Source organism: Plantactinospora sp. CNZ320, from assembly GCF_002846275.1.
In genome coordinates, this window is the sequence record NZ_PJMP01000001.1 from 850,645 (window position 1) to 866,179 (window position 15,535).

The window sequence follows — 15,535 nt, forward strand, 5'->3', positions numbered from 1 at the left end:
GTCAATGTTCCAGCACGGGCAATCCCTTTCCGTCGTAGTCAGCCGTTCTCGGTACACCCCGCCCCGACCATTCCGACAACCCCGGTATGCGCCGCATCGTCCGATGCGGACAGCGCTCCGCCCCGGATGCCGCCACAACGCTCCGGGACGGGCAGCGCGGCGTCGGGCGCCGGTGCACGAGGACCGGTCGAGAGGAGCATCTCCATGCCATCAGCAGGTCCCGTGAGAATTCTCGGGGCGTACGCGGTGGGTCTGGCCCTGGTCGCGGCACCGGTACCGGCCCGCGCCGCCACGGCTGCCCCGCCGCCAGGCATCGTCGTGCAGGACGGCATGACGCAACCGGTCTTCTCCCTCGCCGACGCCATCGAGGAGCGGGTATGGGTCGAGACCCCGCTCGACACCGACCACGACGGCAGGCGTGACCGGGTGGTGGCGGACATCTCCCGGCCTCGGGAGACCGACACCGCCGGGCTGCGGGTGCCGGTGATCCTGGAGCACTCGCCGTACCGGAAGGACACCTGGGGCGACGTACCCTATCCGAGCGTCCTCGTCGACGAGCTGCCGCAGAGCGCGTCGACCGGCGCCTCGGCGCGTCGGGCGGAGCAACCGGCCGTGCTGCGGGCCAAAGCGAACCTGCCCGGCCAGCTCGACGACTACTACGTGCCGCGTGGCTACGCGGTGGTGCTCGGGCAGAGCGTCGGCACCGGCGACTCCGACGGCTGCCCGACCACCGGCGACTCGGCCGAGACGCTCGGCACCAAGGCGATAATCGACTGGCTCAACGGACGGGCCAGGGCGTACGACGCCAGCGGCGCACCGGTACGGGCCGGGTGGACCACCGGTGCGGTCGGGATGACCGGTGTCTCCTACAACGGGACCCTGCCGAACATGGTGGCGACGACCGGCGTCGAGGGGCTCAGGACCATCGTCCCGGTCGCCGCGATCAGCAACTGGTACGACTACTACCGGGCCAACGGCTTGGTGGTGGCACCCGGTGGATACCAGGGCGAGGACGCCGACATCCTCACCATGTACACCGCCGGGCGGGCCCGTTCCGAGGGCACCTGTGCGGACGAGATCGCCGAGATCACCGAGGAACAGGACCGGGTCACCGGCGACTACACCAGGTTCTGGGCGGAGCGGGACTACCTTCCCGGGGCACGCAAGGTCCGGGCCAGCGTCTTCGTCGTACACGGGCTCAACGACTGGAACGTGAAGACCGGGCAGTTCGCCGACTGGTGGGAGCGGCTCGACCGGTACGGCGTGCCGCGTAAGCTCTGGCTGCACCAGGGCGGGCACGGCGGGCCGGGCAGCGCTGCCACCGTCACGCTGCCGGACGGGCGGACGTGGACCTACAAGCAGACCGAGAACCGTTGGTTCGACTACTGGCTGTGGGGCGTCGACAACGACATCATGGCCGAGCCGAGGGCGGTGGTGCAGCGGGAGGACCGGGTCTACGCCACGTACCGGGACTGGCCGGACCCGGCCGCCCGCGAGGTGTCGATGCGGCTCTCGGCGAGTGACCCGAGCGCGCCGGGTCGCCTCCTGGTCGGGCACGGTGGGCGGGGCCGGACCGTGCAGAGCATGGTCGACTCCGGGCGAACCCTCACCCCGACCGAACTCGTCTCGGGACCGGACAGCGCCAACCCGAACCGGCTCGTCTACACCTCTCCGGCCCTCGGGCGGGACGTCCGGATCTCCGGGCGGCCGGAGCTTCGGGTACGGCTCTCCGTCGACAACCGGACGGCCGCGAACCTGACCGGCTACCTCGTCGACTACGGCCCGGCCGGCTCGACCGACGCACCTGTGGTGGTCAGCCGGGGTTGGCTGGACCCGCAGAACCGCACCAGCGAGGCACACGGCCGGCCGTTGCGGCCGGGGCGCCTGGCCGACTACCGCTGGACGATGGAGCCCAAGGACTACGTGTTCCGCTCGGGGCACCGGCTCGGTCTGGTGATCTTCTCCAGTGACCAGGACTACACGCTGCTGCCGCTGCCCGGTACCCGGCTGACGGTGCTGCCGGCGGCGAGCACCCTGACCCTGCCGGTGGTGGGCGGCCGGAGCGGCCTCGGCTTCTGACCGGACAGGACCGGTCCGAACCGGTCACGGGCCCCGGGCGCCGACGGCGCCCGGGGCCCTGCCGTCGGCGTCCGGGCCCGTCGGCCGGAGCGGTGAACCCCGACGGGTCGAGGCAGGTCAGGACCGGCAGGTCAGAACTTGACGTCCACCAGGTCGACCACGAAGACGAGGGTGGCACCCGGCTTGATCCGGTTGCCGACGCCCTGGTTGCCGTAGCCGAGCTGCGGCGGGATCACCAGCTTGCGCCGGCCGCCGACCCGCATCCCGAGTACGCCCCGGTCCCAGCCCTCGATGACCTTGCCGCCACCGACGGGGAAGCTGAACGGCGAGCCGCGGTTCCACGATGAGTCGAACTCGTCGCCGGTGTCGAACGAGACCCCGACGTAGTGCACCACGGCCCATTGGCCAGGCTGGACCTCCTGGCCCGTGCCGATCGTGATGTCCTCGATGACAAGGTCTGGCGGCGGCGGACCGTCGACCAGACCAACGGTGGGCTTTTCCATCCGGGTACCTTAACGCCGGCCGGGGATCGTGATCACTTCCCCCGCCGGATCGGCCCCCGCCTGCGGCGCAGCGGGAAGCAGCCGGGCGGTCCTGGCTCGACCGGAGGGTCCGGACGGGCGTGGGCGAGGATGAGAAAACCGGTTGCGGTACTCGCCGGTTACTGAGCTAGGGTGGTCGGGTGTCTGGCACCTTCCACGCCCTGATCCGCGGCTCCCTGACCGGGATGTGCACCGCCGACTGGGCGCCCCAGCTCCTGATCCGCCTCCGGGCCGACCGCTCCGCCCTGGTCGGCTGAGCGCGGGAGCACCTGGCAACGTTCGCCGACGCCGCTGAGGCGGCGCGGCCGAACGCCAGTCCGTCCTTCCGGCGGCCCGCCGCGTCGTTCCGCCACCGCCCGCAGTCATCCTGCGACGCCGGTTCCGTTCGTCGCAGCCGTGACGCCGTTCGCGGCATCCGACGGCACGCGATGCCGGTCGCGGCCATGAAACGGCACGTGAGGTCGTACCCGCCTCCTGTGCTGGCACGCGACTTCCTTCGCGTCCGTGACGTGATGTGAGCACGGTTCGCGGCTGTTGACGACCGCGGTTCGCGGCTGACGGGCGCGGTTCGCGGCGACGTGTGTCGTGACCGCAGTTCGTGGCTGTGGCGTCTGTGGCGTCTGCCGCGTCTGTGGCGTGATGTGGCGCTGTTCGTGGCCGCGACGCGGTTCGCGGCGACGACGCGTGGACGCGGGCCGCCGGCATCCTCGCACGTCCAGGGTCATCCGAGTCCTGATCGCTTCCGGGACAGGTCGTGGCCGTCGTGCCCGCCTGCCCACAAACCGGCCCGGACCATCCGGGCGGGAGGACACGGCTGTGCCGCATCACCATCCGAATCGAGAGAACCGTCCGAATGCCCGCCGGACGACCCCGCCGGTCCGCCGGCAACCGGACGCCGGCCGGCCCGCCCGGCCATCGGTGCCGCGTACCGGGCAGGACCGGTCACGCCGGGTGCTCGGGCAGAACTTCCTCCGGGACGAGCGGACCATCGCGCAGATCATCGCCTCGGCCCGCCCGGACCCGACCGGACTGATCCTGGAGGTCGGCGCCGGGCAGGGAGCGCTGACCAGGGAACTGGTCCGGCGGTGCCGCCGGGTCGTCGCGTACGAGATCGACCCGACGCTTGTCGCCCGGCTCGGCGAGGAGTTCCGCTCCGAACCCGGACTCCGGCTCGTACACGGCGACTTCGTCGCTGCCGAGCCACCCACCGAGCCGTTCGCGGTGGTCGGCAACATCCCGTACGCCTCGACCAGCCGGATCGTCGACTGGTGCCTGGACGCTCCACGGTTGACCACCGCCACCCTCGTCACCCAACTGGAGTACGCCCGGAAGCGTTGCGGCGACTACGGTCGGTGGACGCTGCGTACCGTGCAGACGTGGCCGTGGATAAACTGGCGGCTGGCCGGCCGGATCCCCCGGGAGCGGTTCCGGCCGATGCCCCGGGTGGACTCCGGCATCCTGCGCCTGGAGCGACGGGCGGTGGATCTGCTGCCGGGACGTCAACTCGCCGACTACGAGCGGTTCGTCGCGCTCGGCTTCGGCGGGGTGGGTGGCTCGCTTCGGGCCTCGTTGCACCGTGCCTACCCGGCCCGCCGGGTCGACGCCGCGCTGCGCGCCAACCGAGTACCGGCCGACATCCTGGTCGGCTACCTCTGGCCGGAGCAGTGGATCGCGTTGTTCCAGGCGATCCACTCGAATCGGCGGTGAGCTGACGGGCGGTCCGACGTACCGTCGTCGACGCGGCGCTGCCGGCTGGTCGAGCCGGCAGCGCCCGCGCGGCAGTGCTGAAGACGGTTGGTCAGTAGGTGATGAAGCCGTACAGGGCCAGGTGGTCGGACTTGGTGCTGGCGACGGTGTGGTCTACGGCCGACGGCTGCACGGTACCCCTGATGAAGAGATAGTCGATCTTGCTGGAGTTCATGGTGACCCTCGAACCGTAGCCGGTCATCCCGTACGCGCTCAACGTCGACGCCGGGATGCCGGTACGGTTCGCGTCGATGCCGACCACCCGGATCGTCGAGGCGTTCATCAGGCTGGTGGCGTCCGCTCCGATGTGGATTCCCGTTCCGCCGATGCCGGTGTAACCGTCCCCGGCGCAGGCGTGCTGCCGGTTCTCCTGCGGCAGGTGCATGGTGGCGGCCCATACCGTGGTGCCGGTGGCCTTGATGGTGAACCTCGCCGCGATGGCGCTGGTCCGCTTCCACTTGTAGTAGTCGGTGCTGTCCGGGTCGCTGTTCGGCGGCTTGTAGAGCGTGCACCCGGCACCACCGGCGTACGCCGTCCCGGGGCGCAACCAGCCGGCACTCCAGTATTTCGAGATGTCCCCGGAGGCGAGGCTGAGGGTCCTGGTGTTGTAGAGGATGCCGTTGGTCTGCTTCTTCTTCAGGTCACCGAGCGACTGGGAGCTGCACTTGTGGCTGCTGCCCCACGGCTCCGGGTCGCTCCAGGCCACGATCGCCCGGTAGGTGCCCGCCGGGTAGCCGAACTTCGCCGAGAGCTGGTCGGCGTATGCCTCGGCCTGCCCGGTGCCCCGGACCTGCTGCACGATGAGCAGGTCCGGGGCGGCCACACCGGCGGTGCCCGTCCGGCCGTTGTCGTCGACGAGCATCGAGGTGAGATGGTCCGGGCCGGAGATCCGGGTGCAGGTTCCGTCGGCGTTGTTCATGACGAGGTTCTCGATGTTGTTGTTGTAGACCCGCAGCACCCGTTCGGCCGCCACGGCGTTGGTGCTGGCCGCGACCTGGGCGTGACCGGGCGCGCCCCGGCTGTCGCCGTCGCGCGCCGCCGCGTCGGCGGTCGGGACCGCGACCAACGCGACGGCGGTGATGAGGGTAGCGGCCGTCCGGGTCGACCGACGTGCGACGGTGGCCATGCGAACTCCTGTCCGGTGGGCGGGCATCCGGGGTACCGGTGGGACCGGTGGTGGCGGCGACTCTACCGCGACCGCACCGTCCTTAGGGGACAGTTCCGCGCTTCTGCCGTGGCGCCGACGATGTCGGCGCGGACGATGCCGTGCAGTGCGTCAGCCACCGTCCAACCAACCGGCGCTGTGCCGACCTGACCCACGGTGTGCCCACCCAACCCACGGTGTGCCGACGCGGAGGACTGAGCCTAGCGGCTGGCGTCGATATCTGGTAGGAATTCTTCAATCGATGCGGCTGCGGGTAAAGATTCCTCCAGGAGGCTCGGATGAAGAGAACCGTGGCGGGCCTGACCGGCCTCGCCGCCGTGGTCGCCGGCTCGACGATGGCGGTCCTGCCGGCCCGGGCCGGCCTCGCCGAAGATTCGGTCACGCCGGAGGGCAGCCGGACGGTGAGTTACCAGGGCTACCGGGTCACGGTGCCGCAGAGCTGGCAGGTCGTCGACCTGACCGCCCGACCGCACGCCTGCGTCCGGTTCGACCGCCCCGCCGTCTACCTCGGTCACCCCGGTGACCAGGCGGAGTGCCCCGCCGGACTCTCCGGGCGGACCGCCGGGCTGCTGCTCGAACCGATCGACGCAGCCTCGGCGGAGCGGCTGCCGACCGCTGCCGCCACCACCGTGCCCGGCGCCGCGACCGTGGCCGCACCGCCGTCCCGCAACGACGAGTTCCAGGTCGCGGTCCGGGACGCGGGTGTACTCGTCACGGCCGCGCACACCCCGTCGACCGAGAGCCTCGTCCGACGGATCCTCGCCACGGCCACCCTCGACCCGAAGGCGGTACCGCTGGCGGGGGCGTCCGCCCTCGAGGCGCAGTCCGCCGCTGGAGGGTCGCAGTCCGCCCCCGGGGCGTTGGCCGAGTCCGACGCCCCGGTCGCCCCGCTGGCGGCGGCCGGTCCGCAGCCCGGCACCTTCCTCGGCCGGGGTTTCGACACCTGCACCGCCCCGTCCCAGTCCACGATGAACACCTGGCGCGCCAACTCGCCGTACCGGGCCGTCGGGATCTACATCAGCGGGGCCAGCCGCTCGTGCGCGCAACCCAACCTGACCGCCACCTGGGTGACCAACCAGACCAACAACGGCTGGCGGCTGATCCCCATCGAACTCGACTACCAGGCTCCCTGCGGCACCCGGGCGCCGAAGATGTCCGCCGACCCGGCCACGGCGCGATCCCAGGGCGCCAGCCGGGCGACCATCGCGGTGAACGCCGCAAAGGCGCTCGGCATCCTCGCCGGCAGCACCATCTACAACGACATGGAGCACTATCCGTCGAGCGCGTCGTGCAGGGCGGCCGTGCTGTCGTACCTCTCCGGCTGGACGGAACGGCTGCACACGCTCGGCTACCTGTCGGGGATGTACTCCAGCGGCTCGTCCGGGGTCACGGACCTGTGCGGCGCGTACAACGACCCGGCCTACACCCGGGTGGACCATCTCTGGTTCGCCTGGTGGAACAACGTGGCGAACGTCGACGCCGGCCCGTACTGCCCGGCGGAGTACTACGCCAACCACCAACGGCTGCACCAGTACGCCGGTGACGTCTACGAGACCTGGGGCGGGGTGCAGATGCGAATCGACCGCAACTACCTCGACGTCTCCGTGGACGGAGGCGGCGGCGAGCCGCCGGTCTGGAGCACCATCGTCGACAACAGTACGGCCGGCCGGTTCACCGCGAGCGCCAACTGGGGCACGTCAAGCTACTCCGCCCAGCGGTACGGCGCCGACTACCGGTTCGCCGAGCCGGTGCTGGCCAGCGACGTCGCCTGGTACCGGGTGAACGTGCCGCAGACCGCCAGTTACGAGATCTCGGTCTGGTACGCGGCCAACCCCGGCTACAACGACTCGACCCCGTTCATCGTCGCCACCCCCAGCGGCAACCAGACGGTACGGGTGAACCAGCGCCTCACCGGAGGCCAGTGGGTGTCACTCGGCGTCTTCACGCTGGCCGCCGGTGACGGGGACCGGGTGGGTGTGAGCCGGTGGACCAGCGGCACCGGGGAGATCATCGCCGACGCGATCCGGGTCACCCGTTTCTGATTCCGCAATCCGGATCACCCGGGGTTCGGTCCGCGAACCGGCGACTCCGGGTTCGGCCGGTCGGGCCGGGGCGTGCCTCCACCAGGCCGCTCCGGCCTGACCGGTGCCGGTTCCCAGGTCCCGCTCCGACGGGGTCGGTTCGGGCCGGTCCGGTCAGGGGCGCTCGCCCACCCCGGTGCCGGCCTCGGCGAGCCGGCCACCGGTGAGCCGGGGAGTCAGCGGTGCCGTCGGCATCCCGCCGGTGGTCCGCAGGCCGTGCAGGAACTCCTCGATCGCCTCCCGGGCGCTGTGTCGCGGTGTCCAGCCGAGTTCGTTCCTGGCCCGGCTGATGTCCATGATCGGCACCCGGAGCACCGCGTCGAGCAGGTGCGGGGAGGCCGGCACCAGGTGCAGGTGCCAGGCCAGCGCCAGCGCGGCCCGGACCGGTCCGGCCGGCAGCCGTACCCGCCGGGCGCGCAGGACGTCGGCGAGCAGTCGGCCGTCGACGACCGGCTCGGCGGCCACGTTGAACGCGCCGCGCACGTCGCGCAGCACCGCCAGCCGGTACGCCTCGGCGGCGTCGGCCGTGTGCAGGGCCTGGAACCGCATGCCGGGCAGGTCGGGGAGGACGGGTACGGTCCCCGGCCTGACCAGTCGACCCGGCAGCAGCGGGCCGGTGAAGAGCCGGCGCTGCTGGCTGGCGGATTCGCGTTTGAAGATGAAGCCGGGGCGCAGTCGCACCACCCGCATCCCCGGGTGCCGCTGCTCGAAGGCGTCGAGGGCACGTTCCAGGTACGCCTTCTCCCTGGTGTACCCGGCGGTCGGCCAGCCGTCGGTCGGCCAGCTCTCGTCCACCGGCCGGTCCTTCGGCCCCGGCGAGTACGCGCCGACCGACGAGGCGTACACCAGCGCGGGTACCCCGGCCCGGGCCGCCGCGGCGAAGACCCGGCGCCCGCCGACGACATTGACCCGCCAGGTGGTGAGCGGCCGGTGCGTGGGCTGGAAGAGCCAGGCGAGGTGCACCACTACGTCGGCACCGTCGAAGATCTCGGCGAGGTCGGCCTTGACGATGTCCGCCCCGACCCACTCGGTCTTCGGGGGCCGCCACCGGGGTGGCCGACGGGACACCCCGACGATCGTGCCGACCGCCGGATCCCGGCCGAGTACCTCGACCACACTGGTCCCGACGTTGCCGGTCGCCCCGACCACCACCACCCGCAGGCCGGAGCCGGTGCCACCCGGTGTCGACGTCACCGGTCCATCCCGCCGTCCGGCTCGATGCTCATGGCTGGAGCCGTTCCCGCTGTACCCGCCGCTAAACGTCTCCCGCGCGCTGAACGTCTGCCGCCGCTAAACGTCTCCCGCCGGCTGAACCTCTTCCGTAGCTGAAGGTCGAGCGCGGACGACAATCCGGAACCCGACATCGGCGCCGGCCCGCCGTCCCGGGCTGGTCCGGCCGCCTACCCGTTCGGAGCGAACCACGTTCACCTGCGTCGATGACCACGTCCGACCGGACCAGGTATGCGTTGACAGGCTCCACCCGGCCAGTAACATAGATAGAAATCAATCGATGGTGATACGCCGGCATCCCCCGCCGGGGTACCGCCCGGCCACCCGTGGTCGCGTGCGGCTCGCGCTCGCCACCCGGCGGGCGGGCCCCGGTCTCCGCCGTCCGGCAATCCGCCTGCCGGGGTCGACGTTCCCCGTCGATTCACCCACCATCGCTCGGAGGACCTGCAATGCGCCTACATCGTCCCCGGTCCCGGCTGTGGTCAGCCGTGACCGTGGCAGCCGTGGCCGCCGCCAGCGGCGTGGCTGTCACCATCGCCGGGCCCGCGGTCGCCGCCCCCGGCTGCGGCGTCACCTACACCATCGGCTCGCAGTGGCAGGGCGGCTTCACCGCGACGGTGACAGTCAGCAACGTCGGTGACCCGATCAGCTCCTGGACGCTCACCTGGAGCTACGACGCCGGCCAGCGGATCACCCAGGCCTGGAACGCCACCGCGTCACAGAGCGGTAGCCAGGTCACCGTCCGCAACGCCACCTACAACGGCAGCATCGCCACCGGAGCCAGCGTCTCGTTCGGGTTCAACGGGTCGTGGAGCGGCAGCAACCCCGCGCCGACCAGCTTCGCGGTGAACGGCACCACCTGTACCGGAGCACCCGGTCCGAACCCCACGACCGGTCCGACCACCGGTCCGACCACCGGACCGACCTCGCCGCCCACCACACCGCCGAGCACGACGCCGCCCGGCAACCCGACCTGGGGTACCGCGCTGCCGCCGGCGAGCGCCCAGCGGAGCCGGGCGTACGAGCTGATTGCCACCGCCAACGAGAAGGGGTACCTGCCGAGATCCGGTGAGTGCTCCGTCGAGATCCACGCCCGCTACTGGACGTACGGCCCCGACGGGAAGGTCTATCCGACCTGGCACCCGACCCGGGACTCCAGTGGCTGCAACTTTGGCCACGAACACGGTGACGACCCACGCCCGTCCGACCTGTACAGCACCGTGGGCTGGCCCGCCTTCGGCTACACCAGCGAGGTGATGCTGGACAACATGGCGGAGCACAGCCACCGGCACGAGGACCACGTCGGGCACAAGGTGCTGACGGTGAACAACGTCAACGTGATCCAGGGCGACAACGGCACCAGCTTCTTCCCGCCGCAGGGCACCACGATCGCGACCTGCGACACCCTGCTCAAGTTCCACCAGGGCACCCACTCGCCGGACGCGTTCAGCAACAACGTCCACGAGCTGCTCTTCAACCAGCGCTGCACCGCGAGCAACGGCGGCCAGGTCACCGAGGCCCGGTACAACGCGATGATCCCGCTCGGGCGGGCCGGGGGATTCAGCCCCAGCGAGTGCCCGGGCTTCGGTGGGGCGTTCATCAACGTCGCGCCGGCGGTGCCGGCGGACTCGCCGTCGGACACCCGCTCGCTGGGCCGGTTGATCACCGAGCCGGGCTGCGTGCAGGCGATCCGCGAGGGCCGTACCCACAACGACCCGCTCTATCCCAACCCGGTGCCGTTCACCGTCTCCGACATGGACGACTTCTGGTTCTCCGACGTCCAGGTGACGGGTTCCGGGCTGAGCTTCCGGCTCGCGCCGCTGTTCTACGTGGTCAACCCGTCGCGCTACTACGACCCGACCAAGCCGAACAACCTGGGCCGGATCGTGGACCTGTGCTACACGAACCTCGCCGGTGGCGACTACTGCAACCAGGCCCGCCAGGCCGGGCAGAACCTCGCCTGGGACGACCCGCGCTCGCCGTTCAAGGGCACCCTGCGGGAGTTCCGGCCGGGTACCTTCCAGGTGCAGAACAGCGGCCCGACAACGATCTACACCGACGTGTACGGCCGCAACGCCGCCAGCACACCCTTCGCCGGTTCGATCCGGCAGTACTTCTCCGGCAACCAGTCGTCGACCATGTACGTCCGTGGTGCCACCAGGGACTGGAACGCCACCGGGGTGCACGCCCCGAACTGACGACGGCAGCCCCTGCTCCGGGCCCGCGGCGGATCCCTCCGTCGCGGGCCCGGCCCGCATCACCCGGCACCCTCCCGCCCTCGTAACCGGTGCGAGCGAAGGCGCGGTGCGAGCGGAGGCGGGCCGGGTCAGGGCTGCCGGATCGCCTCGCCGGCTATCTCGATCCGCACACTCTTCCCGACCAGCACCCCGCCGCTCTCCAGGGCGACGTTCCAGACCAGTCCGTAGTCCTCGCGTTCGATCTCGGCGGAGGCGCTGAACCCGAAGATCTCCTGGCCGTACGGGTCGCGCCGGGTGCCACCGAACTCCACCTGCAGGTCGACGGGGCGGGTGATCCCCTTGACGGTCAACTCGCCGGTGAGTACGAACCGGGCCGACGCCTTCTCCACCTGCTCCGGTACGGCGAGCCCGCCCCGTCGCCCCGGACGCTGGCTGCGCAACCGGGCCCAGTAGAAGATCGAGTCGTTCCGGTCCGGCCGCCATCTGATTCCGGTACTGCGGTATTCGAGCGTCGGATACTGCGCCACGTCGAGGAAGTCGGGGCTGCTCAGGTGGGCGTCCCGGTCGGGGTTGCCGGTGCCGATGCTGGCCGCCGCGATCGTCGCGGTCACCGAGGACGCCAACGGGTCCGCGTCGACGATGATCTGTGCGGTCGCCTCGCCGAACTCGCCGCGTACCGGGCTCACCATCATGTGCCGGGCGAGGAAGCCGACCCGCTTGTGCGCGGGGTCGAGGAGATAGGTGCCGGGCGCCGGAATCGTCATGCCCTGCCAGGAGCGTGTGGCGGAACCGGTCATGCTGCTGCTTTCCCCCCGGACGACTGCTGCGCGGAGCGGTGATCATCCCGCTCGCCGATGCCACAGAGTAGTCAGATGGCCGGTGAGACTTTCCTGACCTGGGCGGCGTCCGTGACGATCGTCACCTTCAGTGATGATGAAACGGAGGTGTCGTGAACGGAGGTGTCCTGAGCCGCCCGGTCAGCTCCGGAGGATCGAGGCGGTCAGCTCTGCACGATCCGTACGTCGTCCACGGCCGCCTCGACCAGGCTGGCGCCACCGGCGTCGGCCGCCTCGACCACGATCCGGACGGTCTGCCCGGCGAAGGCCGAGATGTTCACGCTCGCGGCCTGCCAGGCGGCGGCCCGGTTGGCGGCGGCACCCGCGACGTCGAGCACGGTGCCGGTGCTGTTGCCGACGATCCGCACCCGCAGGTGATCGGCGCTGCTCGCGTTGCTCAGGTGTGCCAGATACCACGAGAAGTCCAGCGTCAGCGTGCCGCCGGTCGGCAGGCTGATCGGCGGTGACTGGACGCTCGTCACCCCGCCGTCCACGTCGTGGTCTCCGGCGCTGCTGCCGGCGAGCGGTCCGGTCACCAGGTCGAAGCTGCCGCTGACGGTCGTGCCGAGCTGGGTCGCCACCCCCGAACTGGTGGCCGCCGGATCCGCCCGGACCCACTGGCCGGCGGTCGCCGTGTCGGTACCGGCGGGATCGACGGTCCAGCCGGTCGCCGTCTCGAAGGTGTCGGCGTAGACCGTGCTGCCAGGTGGTGCCGGCGTACCGGCCAGCGTCCACACCGCGTGCGCGATCGCGTCGGCGTTCCGGTCGAGCGCGGTGTCGTTGATGTTGCTCGTGGTGTCACAGGCGCGGTGATAGCACGGGTCGAACGCGGCTCCGGCCGTGCCGCCCCAGAGCGCGGCCTGGCTGCTCGACTTGACGCCCTCGGCGCCGGTGAAGGTGCCGCCGGCCGGGATCCCCACCCGGATGAACGGCCCGTAGTCGCTGCGGCCGTCGAAGTCGGTACCCCGGGTCGGCACCCCGATCGAGCTGAAGTACGCCTGGATCGTCTGCTCGATCCGGGCCGATCCGGCGGGACCCGGGCCGGAGCCGACGCCGTCGGAGTTGTCGCCGTCGTAGACGAAGTACCCGGCGTTCGGTGAGCCGATCATGTCGAAGTTCAGGTATCCGCCGATCCGCGCCCGCTCGGCGGCCGGCAGGTTGTTCACGTAGTACTGCGAGCCGCGCAGTCCCAACTCCTCCGCACCCCACCAGGCGAACCGCAGGTGCTGCTGCGGAGCCAGCCCGGTCCGGGCGACCGCCAGTGCCACCTCCAGGATGGCGGCGGAGCCGGAACCGTTGTCGTTGATGCCCGGGCCGGCGGCCACGCTGTCCAGGTGCGCCCCGGTCATCAGCACGTCCTCGGGATCGCCGCCCGGCCAGTCCGCCAGCAGGTTGTAGCCGGTGGCGCCGTTGTAGCTGAACGACTGCACGGTGGTGCGGTAGCCGACCGCGTCGAGTTGCGCCCTGACGTGGTTGACCGAGGCGAGATAGCCGGGGCGGCCGTGCGCCCGGTTGCCGCCGTTGGCCGTGGCGATCGACTGCAACTGGGCCAGGTGTGCCTTCACGTTGGTCAGCGAGATGTCCGGCGCGGCGAGCGGGCGAACGGATTCGGCGGTCGGGCCGGGCGCTCCGGCCCCGGCCGGTCCGGCCCCGGCGGGTACGACGACCACGCCGACGGCGGCCAGTACGGCGCCGGTGAGGCAGTGCAGCAGACGACGGTTCACATGTCCTCCCTGGTCAGGATCTGGTTTCACCCCGACGCCGCCGATCGGCGGGCGCGGGGCGCGGACGTCGTGTCGCCGCCCCGGTAAGGTCGGCAGCACATCGACGACTTTCATCCGCGATGAGCAGCGTGGCGACCCGGCGGCGCGGCGGCAACAGCGGAGTGTTCGATTCCCCGCCTGCCCCGAAATGGGGCGCCCCACCGTGGCCGCCGGACCGGTCCACCGCCACGTCGGCGCTCCCGGACGGCCGGCGAGTTTTCCGACACTGCCGTCCAGGTGACAGAAACATATGAATGTCCCTCGATACCTTCGGTGCGGCACTCGAGAGCCGGTCCTGATTTGCCTCGCATCAGATGGGACATCCATGCGACTACGACCATCTCTTCGGACCACCACCGCGACGATCGTCATCCTGGCCGCCACCGTCCTGTCGTCTGCGTCGACGACGGCGGGCGCCTCGGCCGCACCGGCGGCGGATCCCGCCGGGGTCAGCTCCACCTCGGTCCGACTCAGCCCGGAGGCCGCCGCGCTGGGCAGCACTCCGGAGACCGCGCTCGCCCGGTTCTGGACCAAGGAGCGCATCGCCGCGGCCAGGCCGGCCGACAACGGCGTCTCACTGGCCGAACTCCGCAGGACCGCGCAGAGTTCCGTACTCGGTGAGACCGTCGTGGCCGGGCTGCCGCCGCGTGCCGCCGCGACCGGCCTCGACGGGCAGTCCGGAGCCGGCTCGACCAAGGCCGCCCGTGGCGACGCGTCGGTGCTGGCGGGCCCGACCGGTACCTCGTGGCCGTGGCGGCACGACTTCGTGTCGCTGACCAACGGCAAGGTGCTCTACCAGCACAACGGCGGGCTCTGGCACTGCTCGGGCGTGGTCGTCAGCACCGAGGCCCGTAACACCGTCTTCACCGCCGGGCACTGCGTGCACGAGGGCTCCGGCGGTGCCTGGCAGAACACCAACTGGACCTTCATCCCGGACTACTACTACGGCGACCGGCCGCTCGGCACCTGGACCGCCCGGGAACTCTGGTCGCTCAACGGCTGGATCAACAACGGTGACCGGGCGTACGACGTCGGGGTCGCGGTGATGCACCTGAACGCCGGGCGCCGGCTCGCCGACGTCACGGGAAGCCAGGGCATCCGGATCAACGGGCCGACCACCCCGTCGGTGTGGCACTTCGGGTTCCCGCTGAACTCACCGTTCGACGGCGAGGACCTGATCACCTGCGACGGCCCGACGTCGCGCCGGTACGTCCTCTTCGGGGACCTGAAGCTGGCCTGCACCATCCAGGGCGGTGGCAGTGGCGGTGCCTGGCTGGCCGACTTCAACGGCGACTCGGGCTACACGATAAGCGTCAACAGCTACCACGTCGGCAACGACCTGACCCAGATCTACGGGCCGTACTTCGGTGACGGTGTGTCGAATCTCTACGCAGCGGTGCGTAACCTGAGCTGATGCGCTCCGTACGCCGCCGGGTTGCCGCCATGGTCGTCTTCTCGACCGTGGCGGCGACTCCGGCGGCGTGTGCGGGTGCGGAGCCGGGCGATGGCACCGCCGCCTCGCCCCGGGTGGTTCCGGCGCTGAGCCTCACCCTCGAACGCAGCCCCGGCCCCGCCGACCGCGAACTGCGGATCCGGGTCGGCATGTCGGCGCTGGCCGACGGCATCGACCGGGTCGAGCAGCGTCGCGACGGCGACCAGTTGGGCCTGCTGGTCTGGGTACGGGAGCGGGCAGCGGGGCCGGCCGAGGCGGTGCCGAACTCGGCGCGGGTGGAGAGCACCGCCGTACCGCTCGACGCGCCGGTCGGTACCGCACGGGTCGTGGACCTCTCCACCCGACCACCGCGACCGGTCGCGGTGGTCCCGGCCCCCTGACCCCGGCGACCCGAGCCGCCCGGTCGGTGGTGGCCGGCGGGAGCCGGTTGACATTTGTCACG

The 15,535-nt window shown here is 71.2% G+C and carries 11 protein-coding genes; 6 read left to right on the plus strand and 5 right to left on the minus strand.

What is annotated here, in order from left to right; genetic code table 11:
- Positions 1-222: 222 nt before the first annotated feature.
- Positions 223-2,079, plus strand: coding sequence for a Xaa-Pro dipeptidyl-peptidase (locus tag CLT71_RS03585; protein WP_486483028.1), 1,857 nt, complete (start codon positions 223-225; stop codon positions 2,077-2,079).
- 131 nt (positions 2,080-2,210) lie between these two features.
- On the opposite strand, the gene CLT71_RS03590 is transcribed toward CLT71_RS03585, so the two are convergent.
- The gene (locus CLT71_RS03590) at positions 2,211-2,582 is read right to left on the minus strand and encodes an FKBP-type peptidyl-prolyl cis-trans isomerase (protein ID WP_101365836.1); all 372 of its coding nucleotides are present in this window, start codon (positions 2,580-2,582) and stop codon (positions 2,211-2,213) included.
- A 957-nt stretch (positions 2,583-3,539) separates the two neighbouring features.
- Between CLT71_RS03590 and erm the strand changes: the two genes are divergently transcribed.
- The gene (gene erm / locus CLT71_RS03595) at positions 3,540-4,328 is read left to right on the plus strand and encodes an ErmE/ErmH/ErmO/ErmR family 23S rRNA (adenine(2058)-N(6))-methyltransferase (RefSeq protein ID WP_486483029.1); all 789 of its coding nucleotides are present in this window, start codon (positions 3,540-3,542) and stop codon (positions 4,326-4,328) included.
- Positions 4,329-4,419: 91 nt separating this feature from the next.
- On the opposite strand, the gene CLT71_RS03600 is transcribed toward erm, so the two are convergent.
- On the minus strand, positions 4,420-5,493 hold the full coding sequence (locus CLT71_RS03600) for a hypothetical protein (protein WP_101365838.1): 1,074 nt from the start codon (positions 5,491-5,493) through the stop codon (positions 4,420-4,422).
- A 317-nt stretch (positions 5,494-5,810) separates the two neighbouring features.
- On the opposite strand from CLT71_RS03600, the gene CLT71_RS03605 reads away from it, so the two are divergent.
- Positions 5,811-7,574: a glycoside hydrolase domain-containing protein gene (locus tag CLT71_RS03605; RefSeq protein ID WP_101365839.1), complete on the plus strand. Its 1,764-nt coding sequence runs from the start codon at positions 5,811-5,813 to the stop codon at positions 7,572-7,574.
- A gap of 153 nt (positions 7,575-7,727) precedes the next feature.
- Here the strand turns inward: CLT71_RS03605 and CLT71_RS03610 are convergent, their stop codons facing one another.
- Complete coding sequence (locus tag CLT71_RS03610; RefSeq protein ID WP_486483030.1) at positions 7,728-8,807, minus strand: Rossmann-fold NAD(P)-binding domain-containing protein; 1,080 nt, start codon at positions 8,805-8,807, stop codon at positions 7,728-7,730.
- A 539-nt stretch (positions 8,808-9,346) separates the two neighbouring features.
- Here CLT71_RS03610 and CLT71_RS03615 point away from each other — a divergent pair.
- Positions 9,347-11,041: a cellulose-binding domain-containing protein gene (locus tag CLT71_RS03615; RefSeq protein ID WP_486483031.1), complete on the plus strand. Its 1,695-nt coding sequence runs from the start codon at positions 9,347-9,349 to the stop codon at positions 11,039-11,041.
- Positions 11,042-11,169: 128 nt separating this feature from the next.
- On the opposite strand, the gene CLT71_RS03620 is transcribed toward CLT71_RS03615, so the two are convergent.
- Together CLT71_RS03620 and CLT71_RS03625 are read right to left on the minus strand one after the other, a co-directional pair.
- Positions 11,170-11,838 (minus strand): YceI family protein, encoded by a 669-nt coding sequence (locus tag CLT71_RS03620; RefSeq protein WP_101365841.1) that lies wholly within the window; start codon positions 11,836-11,838, stop codon positions 11,170-11,172.
- 203 nt (positions 11,839-12,041) lie between these two features.
- Positions 12,042-13,601 carry a M20/M25/M40 family metallo-hydrolase gene (locus tag CLT71_RS03625; protein WP_486483032.1) on the minus strand — a complete coding sequence of 520 codons (1,560 nt, stop codon included), beginning with the start codon at positions 13,599-13,601 and terminating at the stop codon, positions 12,042-12,044.
- 364 nt (positions 13,602-13,965) lie between these two features.
- Here CLT71_RS03625 and CLT71_RS03630 point away from each other — a divergent pair, with 364 nt between their 5' ends.
- Positions 13,966-15,054: a S1 family serine peptidase gene (locus CLT71_RS03630; protein WP_101365843.1), complete on the plus strand. Its 1,089-nt coding sequence runs from the start codon at positions 13,966-13,968 to the stop codon at positions 15,052-15,054.
- Positions 15,054-15,473, plus strand: a complete 420-nt coding sequence (locus tag CLT71_RS03635) for a hypothetical protein (RefSeq protein ID WP_101365844.1) — start codon at positions 15,054-15,056, stop codon at positions 15,471-15,473. Before CLT71_RS03630 ends, CLT71_RS03635 begins: the two co-directional genes overlap by 1 nt.
- Positions 15,474-15,535 lie beyond the last annotated feature (62 nt).